This window comes from Streptomyces sp. NPDC032198, assembly GCF_040636975.1.
GTDB lineage: Bacteria > Actinomycetota > Actinomycetes > Streptomycetales > Streptomycetaceae > Streptomyces.
The window spans coordinates 557,349-571,162 of sequence record NZ_JBEZVL010000002.1 but is presented as its reverse complement, the minus strand read 5'-3'; the positions used below and the strand labels follow the sequence as shown (position 1 = coordinate 571,162).

General features: G+C 70.3%; 13 protein-coding genes and 1 pseudogene. 5 read left to right on the top strand and 9 right to left on the bottom strand.

The features are described 5' to 3' along the window. Nucleotides 1–10 precede the first annotated feature (10 nt). Nucleotides 11–1,447 (top strand): glutamate decarboxylase, encoded by a 1,437-nt coding sequence (locus AB0E78_RS07750; protein WP_361829364.1) that lies wholly within the window; start codon nucleotides 11–13, stop codon nucleotides 1,445–1,447. Nucleotides 1,448–1,462: 15 nt separating this feature from the next. Here AB0E78_RS07750 and AB0E78_RS07745 read toward each other — a convergent pair whose 3' ends face one another. The 3 genes from AB0E78_RS07745 to AB0E78_RS07735 all read right to left on the bottom strand — a co-directional run bounded on the left by AB0E78_RS07745 (nucleotide 1,463) and on the right by AB0E78_RS07735 (nucleotide 4,062). Further along, entirely contained in the window at nucleotides 1,463–2,290 is an 828-nt protein-coding gene (locus AB0E78_RS07745) for an ABC transporter permease (RefSeq protein ID WP_361829362.1), read from the bottom strand. After that, nucleotides 2,287–3,264 carry an ATP-binding cassette domain-containing protein gene (locus AB0E78_RS07740; protein WP_361829360.1) on the bottom strand — a complete coding sequence of 326 codons (978 nt, stop codon included), beginning with the start codon at nucleotides 3,262–3,264 and terminating at the stop codon, nucleotides 2,287–2,289. Before AB0E78_RS07740 ends, AB0E78_RS07745 begins: the two co-directional genes overlap by 4 nt. Before the next feature lie 138 nt (nucleotides 3,265–3,402). Then, entirely contained in the window at nucleotides 3,403–4,062 is a 660-nt protein-coding gene (locus tag AB0E78_RS07735) for a PadR family transcriptional regulator (protein WP_361829358.1), read from the bottom strand. A gap of 43 nt (nucleotides 4,063–4,105) precedes the next feature. On the opposite strand from AB0E78_RS07735, the gene AB0E78_RS07730 reads away from it, so the two are divergent. Next, the gene (locus AB0E78_RS07730; RefSeq protein ID WP_361829356.1) at nucleotides 4,106–4,720 is read left to right on the top strand and encodes a VOC family protein; all 615 of its coding nucleotides are present in this window, start codon (nucleotides 4,106–4,108) and stop codon (nucleotides 4,718–4,720) included. Here the strand turns inward: AB0E78_RS07730 and AB0E78_RS07725 are convergent. The 3 genes from AB0E78_RS07725 to AB0E78_RS07715 all read right to left on the bottom strand — a co-directional run bounded on the left by AB0E78_RS07725 (nucleotide 4,717) and on the right by AB0E78_RS07715 (nucleotide 7,779). After that, on the bottom strand, nucleotides 4,717–5,265 hold the full coding sequence (locus AB0E78_RS07725) for a DinB family protein (protein ID WP_361829354.1): 549 nt from the start codon (nucleotides 5,263–5,265) through the stop codon (nucleotides 4,717–4,719). The genes AB0E78_RS07730 and AB0E78_RS07725 overlap by 4 nt on opposite strands. Nucleotides 5,266–5,400: 135 nt before the next feature. Further along, the gene (locus AB0E78_RS07720) at nucleotides 5,401–6,858 is read right to left on the bottom strand and encodes an aldehyde dehydrogenase family protein (protein WP_361829352.1); all 1,458 of its coding nucleotides are present in this window, start codon (nucleotides 6,856–6,858) and stop codon (nucleotides 5,401–5,403) included. 57 nt (nucleotides 6,859–6,915) lie between these two features. After that, nucleotides 6,916–7,779, bottom strand: a complete 864-nt coding sequence (locus tag AB0E78_RS07715) for a helix-turn-helix transcriptional regulator (RefSeq protein WP_361829350.1) — start codon at nucleotides 7,777–7,779, stop codon at nucleotides 6,916–6,918. 329 nt (nucleotides 7,780–8,108) lie between these two features. Here AB0E78_RS07715 and AB0E78_RS07710 point away from each other — a divergent pair, with 329 nt between their 5' ends. Further along, on the top strand, nucleotides 8,109–8,594 hold the full coding sequence (locus AB0E78_RS07710) for an ATP-binding protein (RefSeq protein ID WP_361829347.1): 486 nt from the start codon (nucleotides 8,109–8,111) through the stop codon (nucleotides 8,592–8,594). 159 nt (nucleotides 8,595–8,753) lie between these two features. Here AB0E78_RS07710 and AB0E78_RS07705 read toward each other — a convergent pair whose 3' ends face one another. Continuing rightward, a complete protein-coding gene (locus AB0E78_RS07705; RefSeq protein ID WP_361829345.1) occupies nucleotides 8,754–8,993 on the bottom strand; it encodes a DUF397 domain-containing protein in 240 nt (79 codons plus the stop codon). Nucleotides 8,994–9,388: 395 nt separating this feature from the next. Between AB0E78_RS07705 and AB0E78_RS07700 the strand changes: the two are divergent. Beyond that, nucleotides 9,389–9,497 (top strand): annotated as a pseudogene (locus AB0E78_RS07700) (30S ribosomal protein S14); the annotation flags it as partial. A gap of 41 nt (nucleotides 9,498–9,538) precedes the next feature. After that, on the top strand, nucleotides 9,539–10,051 hold the full coding sequence (locus AB0E78_RS07695; protein WP_361829343.1) for a hypothetical protein: 513 nt from the start codon (nucleotides 9,539–9,541) through the stop codon (nucleotides 10,049–10,051). A 28-nt stretch (nucleotides 10,052–10,079) separates the two neighbouring features. On the opposite strand, the gene AB0E78_RS07690 is transcribed toward AB0E78_RS07695, so the two are convergent. Both AB0E78_RS07690 and AB0E78_RS07685 read right to left on the bottom strand, forming a co-directional pair. Next, the gene (locus tag AB0E78_RS07690) at nucleotides 10,080–12,431 is read right to left on the bottom strand and encodes an FUSC family protein (RefSeq protein WP_361829341.1); all 2,352 of its coding nucleotides are present in this window, start codon (nucleotides 12,429–12,431) and stop codon (nucleotides 10,080–10,082) included. 198 nt (nucleotides 12,432–12,629) lie between these two features. Then, on the bottom strand, nucleotides 12,630–13,811 hold the full coding sequence (locus AB0E78_RS07685) for a DUF2786 domain-containing protein (protein WP_361829339.1): 1,182 nt from the start codon (nucleotides 13,809–13,811) through the stop codon (nucleotides 12,630–12,632). Nucleotides 13,812–13,814 lie beyond the last annotated feature (3 nt).

The following is a 13,814-nucleotide window of genomic DNA, read 5'->3' as shown; positions in this document are numbered from 1 at the left end:
GAGACCGCCCATGCCGCTCCACCGCAGCGAGGACCAGAACGACCAGAACGGCGACCCCAAGAGGCGCACCCTCGCGGTGAACCCCTTCTACGGAGAGGCCAACCCGGTCAGCGGCATGACCGAGGCCCCGCCCAAGCACCGCCTCCCCGACGGACCGCTGCCGCCCACGACGGCGTACCAGCTGGTGCACGACGAGCTGATGCTGGACGGCAACTCACGCCTCAATCTCGCGACCTTCGTCACGACGTGGATGGAGCCGCAGGCCGGCGTCCTCATGGCGGAGTGCCGGGACAAGAACATGATCGACAAGGACGAGTACCCGCACACCGCCGAGCTGGAGCGGCGCTGCGTGGCCATGCTCGCCGACCTGTGGCACGCCCCGGACCCGTCGGGCGCCGTCGGCTGCTCGACGACGGGGTCGAGCGAGGCGTGCATGCTCGCCGGGATGGCGTTCAAGCGCCGCTGGGCCAAGGACAAGCGCAACAGCGACCGCTATCCCTCCCCCACCGCGCGCCCGAACCTCGTCATGGGCGTCAACGTCCAGGTCTGCTGGGACAAGTTCTGCAACTTCTGGGAGGTCGAGGCGCGCCAGGTCCCCATGGAGGGCGACCGGTTCCACCTCGACCCGGTGGCCGCCGCCGAGCTCTGCGACGAGAACACCATCGGCGTCGTGGCGGTGCTCGGCTCCACCTTCGACGGGTCGTACGAGCCGGTGGCCGAGCTCTGCGCGGCCCTCGACGACCTCCAGGAGCGCACCGGGCTCGACATCCCCGTGCACGTCGACGGCGCGTCCGGCGCGATGGTGGCGCCCTTCCTCGACGAGGACCTGGAGTGGGACTTCCGGCTGCCGAGGGTGGCCTCGATCAACACCTCGGGCCACAAGTACGGCCTGGTCTATCCGGGTGTCGGCTGGGCGCTGTGGCGGGACGCGGACGCGCTGCCGGAGGAGCTGGTCTTCCGGGTGAACTACCTCGGCGGTGACATGCCGACGTTCGCGCTGAACTTCTCCCGGCCGGGCGCGCAGGTCGCCGCGCAGTACTACACGTTCCTGCGCCTGGGCCGCGAGGGCTACCGCGCCGTCCAGCAGGCGGCCAGGGACGTCGCCCGCGGCCTCGCGGAGCGCATCGAGGCACTCGGCGACTTCCGGCTGATCACCCGCGGGGACCAGCTGCCGGTGTTCGCCTTCACGACACTGGACGACGTGAAGGCGTACGACGTCTTCGACGTGTCCCGGCGGCTTCGCGAGCGGGGCTGGCTGGTCCCCGCGTACACCTTCCCGGCCCACCGCGAGGATCTGGCGGTCCTCCGCGTGGTCTGCCGCAACGGATTCACGGCAGACCTCGCGGAGCTCTTCCTGGCGGATCTGAGCAGCCTGGTGCCCGAACTGCGCCAACAGCCGCACCCGTTCACCCGGGACCGGGACGCTGCGACGAGCTTCCACCACTAGGGCGGCGGCACGCGGCTACTTGCTGAGCGCCCCGAACCTCCGCACGGCCAGCGGCATGAACAAGCCCACCAGCAGCACGGGCCAGACCACGGCGAGCAGCCCCGCGTGCTCGGCCGCCCACGAAGTGCCCACCACCCCGGGGTCGTTGCCGAACAGGTCGCGCACGGCCGTGGCCGTCGCCGACATCGGGTTCCACTCGACCACCGCGCCCAGCCAGCCCGGCATGTTCTGCGGGACCGTGAAGGCGTTGGAGAGGAAGCCGACCGGCCAGACCAGGACCTGCACGGCCACGACCATCTCCGGCCTGCCCGCGACCATCGCCAGGTGGATGCCGATCCACAGCATCGCGAACCGCAGCAGGAGCAGCAGCCCGACCGCGCCGAGCGCCGCCCCGGACGAGCCGTGCCAGCGCCAGCCGATCGCGAGGCCGACGCCGATCATGACGATCAGCGAGGCGAGCGACTGCAGCATGTCCGCGACCGAACGGCCCACAAGCACCGCGCCGTTGGTCATCGGCATGGACCGGAACCGGTCGATCACGCCCTTGTTGAGGTCCTGCGTGACGGCGACCATCGTCGCGTCCAGACCGAAGGTCATGGTCAGCGCGAACATGCCGGGCACCAGGAACTCGGAGTAGCCGCCGTTGATGCCCTTCCCGCCGCCGATCAGGTAGTTGAACATCAGCAGCAGCATCACCGGGAAGACCAGACCGACGAGCACCTGCACGGGCTGCCGCGCCCAGTACGCCAGTTCGCGCCGCGTCATGGTCCAGGAGTCGATCGCCGCCCACCGGACGGGCGTGCCGCCCACCGCCGGAACGCTGCCGGTCGTCGTCGCGCTCACACGGTCTCCTTCGTACGTCCCTGGCTGTCCGTCTGCGTACGTCCCTGATCCTCCGGGTGGCCCGTCAGGCGCAGGAACACCTCGTCCAGGGTCGGCCTGCGCACCGCGATGTCCTCGGCCTCGACACCGGCGTCCCGCAGGGCCTGTACGACCCCGGTGAGCGCCTCCATGCGGTCCGCGACCGGGGCGCTGGCGAGGCGGCGGTCCGCGTCCAGCGTGGCGTCGCCGGGCAGCAGCCGTGCGGCGAGCTCCAGTTGGGCCGCGTCCCGCACCACCACGTCGATCCGGTCACCGCCGGTCATCGACTTCAGCTCGTCCGCCGTGCCGTCCGCGATGACCCGGCCCCGGTCGATCACCGAGATGCGGTGGGCGAGCTGGTCCGCCTCTTCGAGGTACTGCGTGGTGAGCAGCACCGTCGTACCGCCGTCGACCAGCGAGCGCACCGCCTCCCAGACCTCCGTGCGGCCCCGGGGGTCGAGGCCGGTCGTCGGCTCGTCCAGGAAGAGCACCTCGGGCTCCGTGATGAGCGAGGCCGCGAGGTCCAGGCGGCGCCGCATGCCGCCGCTGTACTGCTTGACCGCCTTGCGGCCCGCGTCCCCGAGCCCGAACCGCTCCAGGAGCTCGTCGGCCCGCACGCGCGCGTGGCGGGCGCCCAGGTGGTAGAGCCGCCCGAACATGTCCAGGTTCTGCCGGCCGCTCAACTCCTCGTCCAGCGCGGCGTGCTGGCCGAGCAGGCCGATGCGCCTGCGCACCTCGTCGGGCTGCCGCCGCACGTCGTACCCGGCGACCTCCACCCGGCCCCCGTCCGCCCGCAGCAGCGTGGCGAGCACGCGCACCGCGGTGGTCTTGCCCGCACCGTTCGGGCCGAGCACCCCGTGCACCGTGCCGCGCCCGACCGCCAGGTCAAGGCCGTCGAGCGCCCACTTCTCCCCGTACCTCTTCCGTGCGCCCTCGACGACGATCGCGTCCGTCATCCGTCTCCCTCCGGGCAAGTCCCGCGCCCTTGCCGCTCCGCACTCTGTAGTCAAACTTGACTACAGGGTCAACGCGAAGGAAGGTATCCCCGAATCCAGGATTAGTCAAACTTGATCAGAGAGTCGCTTTCCCGCCGGTCAGCGGTCGCCCTCCGCACGCGATTCCCGCGATTCCCGCTGCTCCCCGGCCGCGAACGGGTTCTCCTCGCCCTCGGCGAGGACACCCACGAAGGGCTCGCCCTCCCCCGCGAACGTGTACGCCCCGCCCTCGATCCGCTGGATCAGGCCGCGCGTCCACTCCACGCCCCCGTCGGCCGTGTGGACCCAGAGGTTCATGATCTCGCCGATGTGCCCGAGCTGCTCCGGGCCCTCCTCGGGGGTGTAGTACTCCGTGACGGACCTGCGCCACTCCTCGATGCCCCGCACCCGCTGCTTCAGCAGGTCGACCGCCTCGTCGCGGGGCAGGTCCACGATGAAGCCGAGGGCCGCCGAGAGCATGTCCGGGCGCTGGTCGTACGAGACCAGGTTGGACCGGAGCAGGTTCAGGAACTCCTCGGTGCCCGCCTCCGTGATCTCGTACTCCGTGCGCGGCGGGCCGCCCGCCGTCGACGGGGCGATCTCGTGCGCGACCAGCAGGCCCTGCTTCGCCATCTGCTTCAGCGCGTGATAGATCGAGCCGGGCTTGGCGTTGGACCATTCATGGGCGCCCCAGTACTCCAGGTCGTTGCGCACCTGATAGCCGTGGGCCCGCCCGTGCTGGCGCACGGCGCCGAGGACGAGGAGTCGGATCGCCGACATCAGAGCCACCTCCTTCTAATCAACTTTGATTAGAGTAGCGGTTATGGCCGAGACAATGATCCCCATGTTCCCCTGCCACGAGCTCGACGAGACCCTCGACTTCTACCGGGCCATCGGCTTCGAGGTGACCTTCTACCAGAAGGCGCCCAATCCGTACGCCGTGGTCCGGCGCGACACCATGGAGCTGCAGTTCTACCGGCTCAAGGGCTACGACCCGCGCACGTCCCACAGCACCTGCTACGTCGTGACCGACCGCGTGGACGCCCTCAACGAGGCCTTCCGCGCCGGGCTCAAGCAGACCCTGGGGCGGATACCGACCAGCGGCCTGCCCCGGATAGGGCTCACGAAGGACACGAGCTACGGGGTGCGGCAGTTCCTGATGACGGACCCTGCGGGCAACTGCGTCCGCGTCGGCCAGCCCATCGCCGAGTCCTTCGAGCACGCGCCGGTGCCGAGGGAGCGGTACGCGCGCGCCCTGCACCAGGCCACCCTCCTCGGCGAGTCCAAGCAGGACCACGCGGCGGCCCTCCGCATCATCGACCGCGCCCTCGCCGCCGACGGCACCCCCACCCCCGCACAGCTGCGGGAACTGCACGCCCTGCGGGCGGAGATGGCCGCGCATCTCGGCGAGGAGGGGCGGCCCGCCGGGAGCTGCTAGCCCTGCCAGGGCCTGCCGCTCTCCAGGGCCACCAGCTCGAACGCCGTCTTGCCGTCGAGGGTCTCGCGGATGATGTCGGCGTGCCCCGAGTGCCGGGACATCTCGGTGATCAGGCGGAGCAGCACCCACCGCATCGACACGTCCTCCTTCGGGAACCACGGCTGATCGGGGAGCGAGAAGGTCTCGTCCAGGGTCGGCAGCGAGCGGATGAACTCCTCGGTACGGGACGCCACTTGCTCCCAGTACGTGAGCACCGACTCCACCGTCTCGCCCTCGACCAGGCGGAAACACTCGTCCCAGTTCGCCTCGGTGCGCGCGACCGCGGGTTCGACGCCCTTCGCCCGCGAGATCCAGCCCTCCTCGACCTCCGCGACATGCTTGAGCAGCCCGGAGAGCGACAGTTCGCTCGCGCTCGGCTTGCCGGCCGCCTGCTCGCCGGTCAGGCCGAGCACGGATCGCCGGATGCCGCCGCGCTCCGCGTCGAGGAAGGCGAGCAGCGCGCCGCGCTCGTCGCCGGGTGCCTCTGCGTTGACGTGGGTGACCATGGGGTCCGCCTCTCCGAGCCTGTGGAGCCTGCCGGGCTTTCCGACACCACGAACGTTACGGACCCTTGCGGTCAGGTTCTGTCCGCAAGGGTCCGGGATTCCATGCCGTCAGGAAGGGCGGAGAACAGGAGGGGCTCAGAAGGGGAACTGGGAGCGGCCGTGCTGCACCGAGATCCACTTCTGCGTCGTGAACGCCTCGACCGTCGCCTCGCCGTTGAGGCGTCCGACGCCCGAGCGCTTCTCCCCGCCGAACGGCACGATCGGCTCGTCGTGCACGGTGCCGTCGTTCACGTGGAACATGCCGCTGTTGATCTGCCGCGCGAACCGCACGCCGCGCTCGACGTCGGCCGTGTGGACGGCGCCGCTGAGCCCGTACGGGGTGTCGTTGGCGATGCGTACGGCCTCTTCCTCGCCGTCGAAGGGCACGAGCAGCGCCACCGGGCCGAAGATCTCCTGCTGCAGGGCGGGCGAGTCGGCCGGCAGGTCCGTCAGGACGGTCGGCGACACCAGGTTGCCGTCGGTGCGGCCGTGCAGCAGCGCCTTCGCGCCCGCGGCCACCGTCTGCTCGACGATCTTCGTCACCGCGTCCGCCTGCGAGGAGTTGATCAGCGGGCCGATGTGGGTGGCCGGGTCCGCCGGGTCGCCGACGTTCAGGGAGGCGACCTTCGCGACGAACTTCTCGGTGAACTCCGCCTCCAGGGAGCGGTCCACGAGGATGCGGTTGGCGGCCATGCAGACCTGGCCCTGGTGCACGAAGCGGCTGAAGACCGCCGCGTCCACGGCGTAGTCGACGTCCGCGTCGTCCAGGACGACCAGCGCGCTGTTGCCGCCGAGCTCCAGGACCGAGCGCTTGAAGTGCGAGGCGCAGACCGTGGCGACATGCCGGCCCACGCGGTCCGAACCGGTGAAGGATATGACGCTCGGCACCGGGTGCTCGATGAACGCGTCACCGATCTCGGCGATGTCGGTGATGACCACGTTCAGCACACCGGCGGGCAGCCCCGCGTCCTCGAACACCTTGGCGAGGAGGCTGCCGCCCGTCACCGGCGCGTTCTGGTGCGGCTTGAGCACCACCGCGTTGCCGAGGGCGAGCGCCGGTGCGACGGTCTTGGTGGAGAGGAGGAGCGGGAAGTTGAACGGGCTGATGGTCCCGACCACGCCCACCGGCTCGCGGTAGAGGCGGTTCTCCTTGCCCTCGCCGGGCGACGGCAGGATGCGACCCTCGGGCAGCAGCGCGAAGTTCACCGTCTCGCGCAGGAATTCCTTGGTGAGGTGGAGCTCGAAGGCGGCCTTGAGCCGGGTGCCGCCCAGCTCGGCGACGATCGCCTCGGATATCTCTTCCTCACGGTCCTCGATGATGCGCAGGGCACGCTCGAAGACCGCGCGCCGGGCATAGGGGCTGGTCTTGCCCCACGCCTTCTGCGCGCGTTCGGCCGCTCGGTAGGCCTGGTCCACTTCGTCGGCTGTCGCCACGGTGATCGACGCCAGCTTCTCCCCGTTGTACGGATTGAAGTCGATGATGTCCCAGGATCCGGAGCCGGCCTTCCACTCACCGTCGATGTACTGGTGAGCCAGGTCAGTGAAGAAGGACATGAGACCCCTTGCCGCAGACTGTGCAGACATCTGATTTCACGTCATCCTACTGACCGGTCACGTCAGTTGGAGCAGACCTCGTAGAAGATCCCGGCTATCGGCCGGATTCGGGCTGTCGCCCTGCAACTCGCCCACCACCCGCTCGTACTGGCCGACTTCCTCGGGCTTGTCGAGGTACAGGGCTCCGGTCAGCTGTTCCACGTACACGACGTCCGACAGGTCCGACTCCGGGAAGCGCAGCATGGTGAACGCTCCGCTCTCGCCCGAGTGCCCACCGAAACTGAACGGCATGACCTGAAGAGTGACATTCGGCCGTTCGGAGATGTCGATCAGGTGCTGGAGCTGACCCCGCATCACTTCCCGGTCGCCATAGGGGCGTCGGAGCGCGGCTTCGTCCAGTACGCAGTGGAAGCGGGGGGCGCGCTCGGAGATGAGGAGCTTCTGCCGTTCGAGGCGCAGGGCGACACGGCGTTCGACGTCCGCCTTGCTCGCGCCCTTCATGCCGCGCGCGACGACCGCGTGGGCGTAGGCCTCTGTCTGCAACAGGCCGTTGACGAACTGGACTTCATAGACACGGATGAGTGAAGCGGCGCCCTCGAGGCCCACGTACGTCTGGAACCAGCCCGGCAGGACGTCCGAGTAACTGTGCCACCAGCCCGCGAGGTTGGCTTCTTTGGCGAGCGAGAGCAGCGAGACCCGCTCGGCCTCGTCGTTGACGCCGTACAGCGTCAACAGGTCCTCGACATCCCTGGACTTGAAGCTCACCCGTCCCAACTCCATGCGGCTGATCTTCGATTCGGAGGCTCGGATCGAGTAGCCGGCCGCTTCACGGGTGATGCCGCGCGATTCCCTCAGGCGCCTGAGTTGCGAGCCAAGGAGCATGCGCCGTACGACCGAGCCGCTCGACTCCCCTGCGGTCACTTCGCTCAATCCTCCCCATCACTTGGAAGCCAGCAGTCTGCCATTAAACGCTTCAGGCCGTACTCGTTCGGTTACAGAAACGGAAAGCCTTCGGAAGTCCTCCACAAGAAGTCGTAGGAAGAAATGGGCAAGAAGTGGCACGGGAGCGACCAAGTCCGGCGCGTGCACGTGCATCTGCCCTTGCATCTGCTGTACGCATTCGGAACCATGGTCCGCGCGCCACCGCTGTATCACCGTCGCATCGAGCTGTACCGATGCGTCGCAGCGTCGCTGTACCGACCGCACCACCGCTCCATCGCTATGTACCGCGAAACCGGGGAGTGCCTCGCATGGGGACGAATGGATCGACCATGCTCGAGCCGTTACGGCAGGGGCTTCCCCCACTCGACCCCTCAGCCGTTTCCAGCGCCGCGTCCTGCTCGCTGCCCGCCCGCTATGAAGCAGTGGGCAGCGCACGGCAGTTCACCCGCAAGACGCTGTGTCAGTGGGAACTGGAAGAGCGCTTCGACGACATCGCCCTCGTCGTCTCCGAACTGGTCACCAACGCCCTCAGACATGCCCTGCCGTCGGACACCCCGCGCGACCACCGCCCGCCGGTACGGCTGCACTTGATGCGCTGGACCTCGCGTCTGGTGTGCGCGGTGCGCGACCCCAGTGACGACAGTCCGGTCACGCGCGAGACCGACGACGACTTCTCGGCCGAGTCGGGCCGCGGCCTGTTCCTGGTGGACTCGTTCAGCGACAGCTGGGGCTGGCACCCGCTCGCGGGCGCGCTGCGGGGCAAGGTCGTGTGGGCGCTGTTCCAGCTGGCCTAGCGGGCCTCGGGCCCGGCGGGTCTGTCGCGTCTGGCGGGCCTGGGGCCCGGCGGGTGGACGGCGGCCGACGCAGGGACGCGTGACCCGCACGGATTCAGTGACGTGAACGGGTTCAGTGGCGTGAACGTCATTCAGCGGCGGGGCTGATCAACCGGTCGGCTAACCACCTATCAGGTGGTCGAACTCCCCGTCCTTCATCCCGAGCAGCATCGCCTCTATCTCGGCGCGCGTGTAGACCAGCGCGGGCCCCTCGGGAAACCGCGAGTTCCGTACGGCGACGTCGCCGCCCGGCAGTTTCGCGAACTCCACGCAGGCTCCCTGCGAGTTGCTGTGCCTGCTCTTCTCCCAGACCACCCCATGAAGCTCCGTGGCGGCCATGCCGTTAAACACGTGATGCACAGTCGCTCCCCGGTGGTGGTGCAGTGCCTGGTGTGGCTCTAGATCGCTCTAGATGCAGTGGTCAACTGTCCCGGATCATAGCTGTGTTCACATGCCGATGCATGGGCAGATGCACGTGCACGCGGGGTGCTCTCTTGATTACAGCTCTGTCAGCACCTGCGTGAAGCCCCCGCATGCCATGCGAACCGCCGTCCAGGTCGAAGCCTCACCTGCAAGTCCGCGTACGTGTTCATGGGTTCGTGTACTAGGTAGAGACGCACAGGACGCCCTAGGTGTTCCAACGTTTACGCGACTACCTGATGGCGGCGTGGTTCAGCGAGCCGAACAGACCTCGAGGAGGGTGTCGAAGGCAGGGGGCAGGTGCTTCCAGGCCTCGCACCCGCCGGCGTACTCCTCGTCCGCGCGGGGTGAGGGTCTGATGGAAAGTTCGGCCTTTCCAGGGTGAAGCCGCGTGACCAAGCGCACGCCGGATTCCTCCCCGGGGTGCGCAAGTCGTCCTGGTAGCTTGGCGCGCGATTCACCGACCTGGTCCTAGGGGGATTTCAGTGCGCACGCACGTCCGGAACGTACGTATCGGTACCGCGGCGGCAGGTCTTGTCGCCGCCCTTGTCCTGACCGGTTGCAGCAGTGACGGCGGCGACGGTGGGGTCGAGGGCAAGGACAAGGACAAGGGCTCGGCAGGGTCCTCGGCCGGGACGCCGGACGAGGGCGGGGCGGACTCCGATGCGGACTCCGGGGCGGATTCCGGTGCCGAGGACGGCAGTTCCGAGGGCAGCTGGGTCGCCACCGCCGACGGGAATCCGCTGGCGCTGGTGATCGCCGGGAAGCAGGCGACGCTGCTCGGGGAGAACGTCCTGTGCAGCGGGACCGCCGGTGCCGAGACGATCCGGCTCAAGTGCGCCAAGGGTGACTCGGACCGCACCGAGGGCACGGTCGAGTCGGTCAACGGGACGTCGATGACGGTCTCCTGGCAGGGCGCGGGCAAGGATCAGTTCACCAGGACCAAGGGCGGAAAGCTGCCGGACGGGCTGCCTACGGCGGGCATTCCGGAGTCCTGAGGCTCTGGACTCCGGAGATACGGCGTGGTTAACGGGCCGCGGGACCCTGATCGGGGCCCTGCGGCCCGCTGTCCGTTCGGGCGGGGGGCTCTGCTGAGGCGGGGGGCTCTGCTGGAGCGGCGGTCTCTGTTCGGGCGGGGGGTCCTGGTTCTGCCTGTGTGACCGTTTCTGTCTGGGTCGCTGTTTCCGAGCCGTCCACGAGCATGGGCGGTGGCGCTGTGTCCAGGGCGTCCGACAACTCCTCCAGGGTGCTCAGGAGGAGGCCCGCTCCCCTGCGTACGACCCGGTCGGGGACGCCCTCTCCGTCCCACTCGTCCAGGGCTTTGCGCACGGCTTCCCACTTCGGGACGCGGCGCTCGCGTACGGCCTTCGCGCCGTCCTCGGTCGCCTTGCGCAGGGCCTCCGCGAGGCGGTCGGCCGCGGGGACGGGGGTCGCGTCGCGGTCCGGGAGGTGGGCCTCCATCAGCATGGCCACGCGGCCGAGTTGGGCGAGGGCGTCCTCGGCGTCGGCGGCCGCGGCGCGGGAGAGGCCGCGGTGGCGTACCGGCTCGTGCTTGGCGCGGGCGGCGGCCTCCTGCCAGGCGATGCGGGCGTCGCGGGCGGCGAGGAGCGCCTCGCGGACGTCGGGGCAGGCCTTGCCGACGGGGTCGGCGTAGCGGGTGACGACGGCCGCGGCGTACCGGCCGTCCGCGATGAGCCAGTCGGCGAGGCGGTTGCGCAGACGGGGGGTCTCCCAGGCCGGATACACGGCGTACGCGATCATCGCGAGGATGCCGCCGAGGAGGGTGAGCACGACGCGTTCCGGCACCGTCTGCGTCCACTGCTCGCCGCCCATGCCGAGCAGGAACACGACGTACGCGGCGACGCAGGCCTGGGCGGCGACCTGCCCCGTACGCATCAGCAGGTACATCATCCCGGCGCAGAGCACGGCGAGCGCCGCGGAGGGCCCGGTGTCGGGGTGCGCGAGCTGCACGATGCCGGTGGCGAGGGCCACGCCGACGAGGGTGCCGCCGAAGCGGGCCACCGCGCGGGAGTACGTCTGTGAGAAGTCCGGGCGCATCACCATCACGGAGGCCATGGGGGCCCAGTAGCCGTGACCGAGGGGTAGCCAGGTGCCCAGCAGGTAGCCCGCGGCGGCCACTGCGGTGACGCGGATCGCGTGGCGGGTGACGGGCGATTCATGCCGCCGCCGAAGCTCGCCCCGCATGGCCCGGAGAGCGGCGGGGAGCAGGGCGGGGAAGGTGGGACGGAGGAGGGGGGTGGGGGCTGGGGTGGCCGGGGTCGCTGTGGCACCCGTAGGCGCTGTGGCATCCGCCGGCCCCGTAGCCGCCGCAGGGCTTGTGGCTCCTGTCGCTTCCGGGGTTGCTTTTGTGGTGAGGGTTGCGGCCTTGCCGGGGGGCTTGCCTGCTGTTTCGAGTACGTCCCGCAGGAGTGCCGCCAGGCGTTTCGCCGCTCTCTGGGCCGGGCCCGTGAGGATCGCCCCGGTGTCCGGGGTCCGGAGGGTCGCCACGGCCGCGGGCGGGATCTTCACCGGCTCGCCCTGCCGGATCGCCCTGGCCGCCGCGTCCAGGATCGAGCCCGCCGCGGCCAGGATCTCGCGTACGCGGTCGCGTTCGGGGCCCTCCTCCGGTACGCCCACCGCCGGGTCGGCGAGGGAGGCGAGCACCGGGCGGATGCGTTCGGCGACGCCGCGGGCGCCGTGGAGTTCGGCGGGGCGGGTGCGGGCCTGGCGCGGGGTGACGGTCGCCGCGTCGCGGGCCGCCATCAGGGGTTCGGGGTCGAAGTCGGCGTGGGGGTCGTGGCGCAGGCGGCGGGCGTAGTCGGCCTCGGCCGCGAGCGCGTCGGCGAGGGCATCCCGGTGGGCGCCCCATCTGCGTACGGGAAACAGGACCACGAGGGCGGCCTGGACGGCGCCGCCCACCACCATCATCGCGGCGTGGCCGGCCGCGGCGGCGAGGGAGCCGGGGAGAGTGACCGTGACCAGCATGATCGCGACGTTGGAGGAGGCGATGATGCCGATGGTCGGGCCCGCGGCCCAGCTCAGGCCCGAGAGGAACGTCCAGAGGCAGAGGAGGGCGAGGAAGAGCAGGAGGTGTGAGCCGGTGAGGTAGCCGAGGAAGGTGGAGATGGCGAGGCTCGTGCCGGAGGCCAGGGCCAGCTCCGGGCGGGGGCGCCAGCTGCGCTGGAAGGTGGCGATGGCGGCCTGGAAGGCACCGAACGCCGAGCTGGCGGCCACGGCGGGACCGAAGAGGGTGAGGCTCACGCCGATGATGACGGCGAGGCCGGCTGCGCCACGGAGCGCGATGAGGGGTTCGAGGCGCTTCCGCTCGACGGTCAGGCCCGAGCGAGCGGTCTCCTTCAGCGCTCGGAGCCAGGTCACTCTGTGATGATACGGGGCATATAGGGCAGAACCGCGACGGGAGGCGGGAGGGGGTTTTGGTGCGGGTCCGCTCGAAGGGGGCGAGGGCTCGAAGGGGGCGGGGCCAAGACGCCCTCCCTCTCACATACCTGCACGGCGTCGTACTCACGGAGTTCTCGGGGTCCAGGACCGGAACCCAGCCTTGCCGCGCGGGACTTCTCAGGTGAGGCGGCGCCTGCCCGGGGCCATCTGTGCCTCGTCCGCCGCCGCCGTTCCGTGCGTCCAGCCCTCGTGGTCCGTCGCGCCCCGCACCCGGGTGGTGGTGGTCTCCGGGAACATCCGCTCGGTGTGGGACGTGACGGCCACGTCCCTGGCGGCCAGGACGGGCAGCAGCTCGCCCGCGTCCGGGGACTCCGCGGTGACATCCTCCGCCGCGGCCGTGAGACGCGCCCCGAGGCGGTTCGCGTACGCCAGGAGGAAGGCCTGACGGAACACCTTCGTGCGTTTCCGGCCGCCCGCGCGCTGCCCCGCCTCCGCCTTCGTCATCGCCGCCGTTCCCTGTACGAGGAGGGAGGTGTGGAGGAGTTCGACCACTTCCAGGTCGGGCTCGAAGCCGACGACGGTCGAGAAGCCGTACGCCTCGTTCCACACCGCACGGCAACGGTTCGCGGTGGCCACCGCGTCCAGGAGGATCGCCTTCGCCGTCTCGTAGGGGGCGTCCACGCCGATGCGGCAGGCCCCCGGAGCGTCCTTGGCGTGGGTACGGGACGCGAGCAGGGCCTCGTCGATGGTGTGCCGCGCCATCAGCTCCTGCGCCTTGGCGGTGAGCGCCTCCGCCTCCTCGGGAAACCCGGTGGCCTCCGCCTTGGCGAGGAGAGCCCGGATACGGGTGAGGATGCGGGGCTCCTCGTGGCCGGGAAGCGGGGGCGCGTGGACCGGGGTGCCGGGTGCGGGACCGACGGGCTCGATCGCGGGCAGGCGCAGGAGGAGGCGGTAGAGGGCGAGGGTGGCGGTGGCCCGGGAGAAGCGATCGGGCCGATGGCTGCCCTGCGATGCCGGCTCGGCCAGCTCGGCCAGCTGCGCCTGCCAGCGGGGCGGCAGCGTGTCGCCGTACCGCCGGGTCTCCGTGGTGATCAGGCCGGCGGCGAGCTGCGTCTGCTGGGTGCGGTCGGCGCCGTGGGCGATGTCGTCCTGGGCGCGGCCGACCATGCGTATGACGTCCGCCGGCTGCCAGCCCCGCTCCCACGCGCGGCGCACCAGCTCCTCGCCCCTGCGCCGCAGCTCGGCGTCGGCGTCGGGGGCCGCCGCGAGGAGGGACGCGCCGGTGTCGAGGCCCTCGTCGCCGTCCGCGTACAGCGCTGCCGCGAACGCCTTGTCGATCACCTCGGTCACCGGATCCATACG

Excerpts from the sequence above, each read along its gene's own strand:
- AB0E78_RS07750 (WP_361829364.1), top strand. The coding sequence starts at position 11 with ATGCCGCTCCACCGCAGCGAGGACCAGAACGACCAGAACGGCGACCCC.
- AB0E78_RS07740 (WP_361829360.1), bottom strand. The coding sequence starts at position 3,264 with ATGACGGACGCGATCGTCGTCGAGGGCGCACGGAAGAGGTACGGGGAG.
- AB0E78_RS07735 (WP_361829358.1), bottom strand. The coding sequence starts at position 4,062 with ATGTCGGCGATCCGACTCCTCGTCCTCGGCGCCGTGCGCCAGCACGGG.
- AB0E78_RS07730 (WP_361829356.1), top strand. The coding sequence starts at position 4,106 with ATGGCCGAGACAATGATCCCCATGTTCCCCTGCCACGAGCTCGACGAG.
- AB0E78_RS07725 (WP_361829354.1), bottom strand. The coding sequence starts at position 5,265 with ATGGTCACCCACGTCAACGCAGAGGCACCCGGCGACGAGCGCGGCGCG.
- AB0E78_RS07720 (WP_361829352.1), bottom strand. The coding sequence starts at position 6,858 with ATGTCCTTCTTCACTGACCTGGCTCACCAGTACATCGACGGTGAGTGG.
- AB0E78_RS07710 (WP_361829347.1), top strand. The coding sequence starts at position 8,109 with ATGGGGACGAATGGATCGACCATGCTCGAGCCGTTACGGCAGGGGCTT.
- AB0E78_RS07685 (WP_361829339.1), bottom strand. The coding sequence starts at position 13,811 with ATGGATCCGGTGACCGAGGTGATCGACAAGGCGTTCGCGGCAGCGCTG.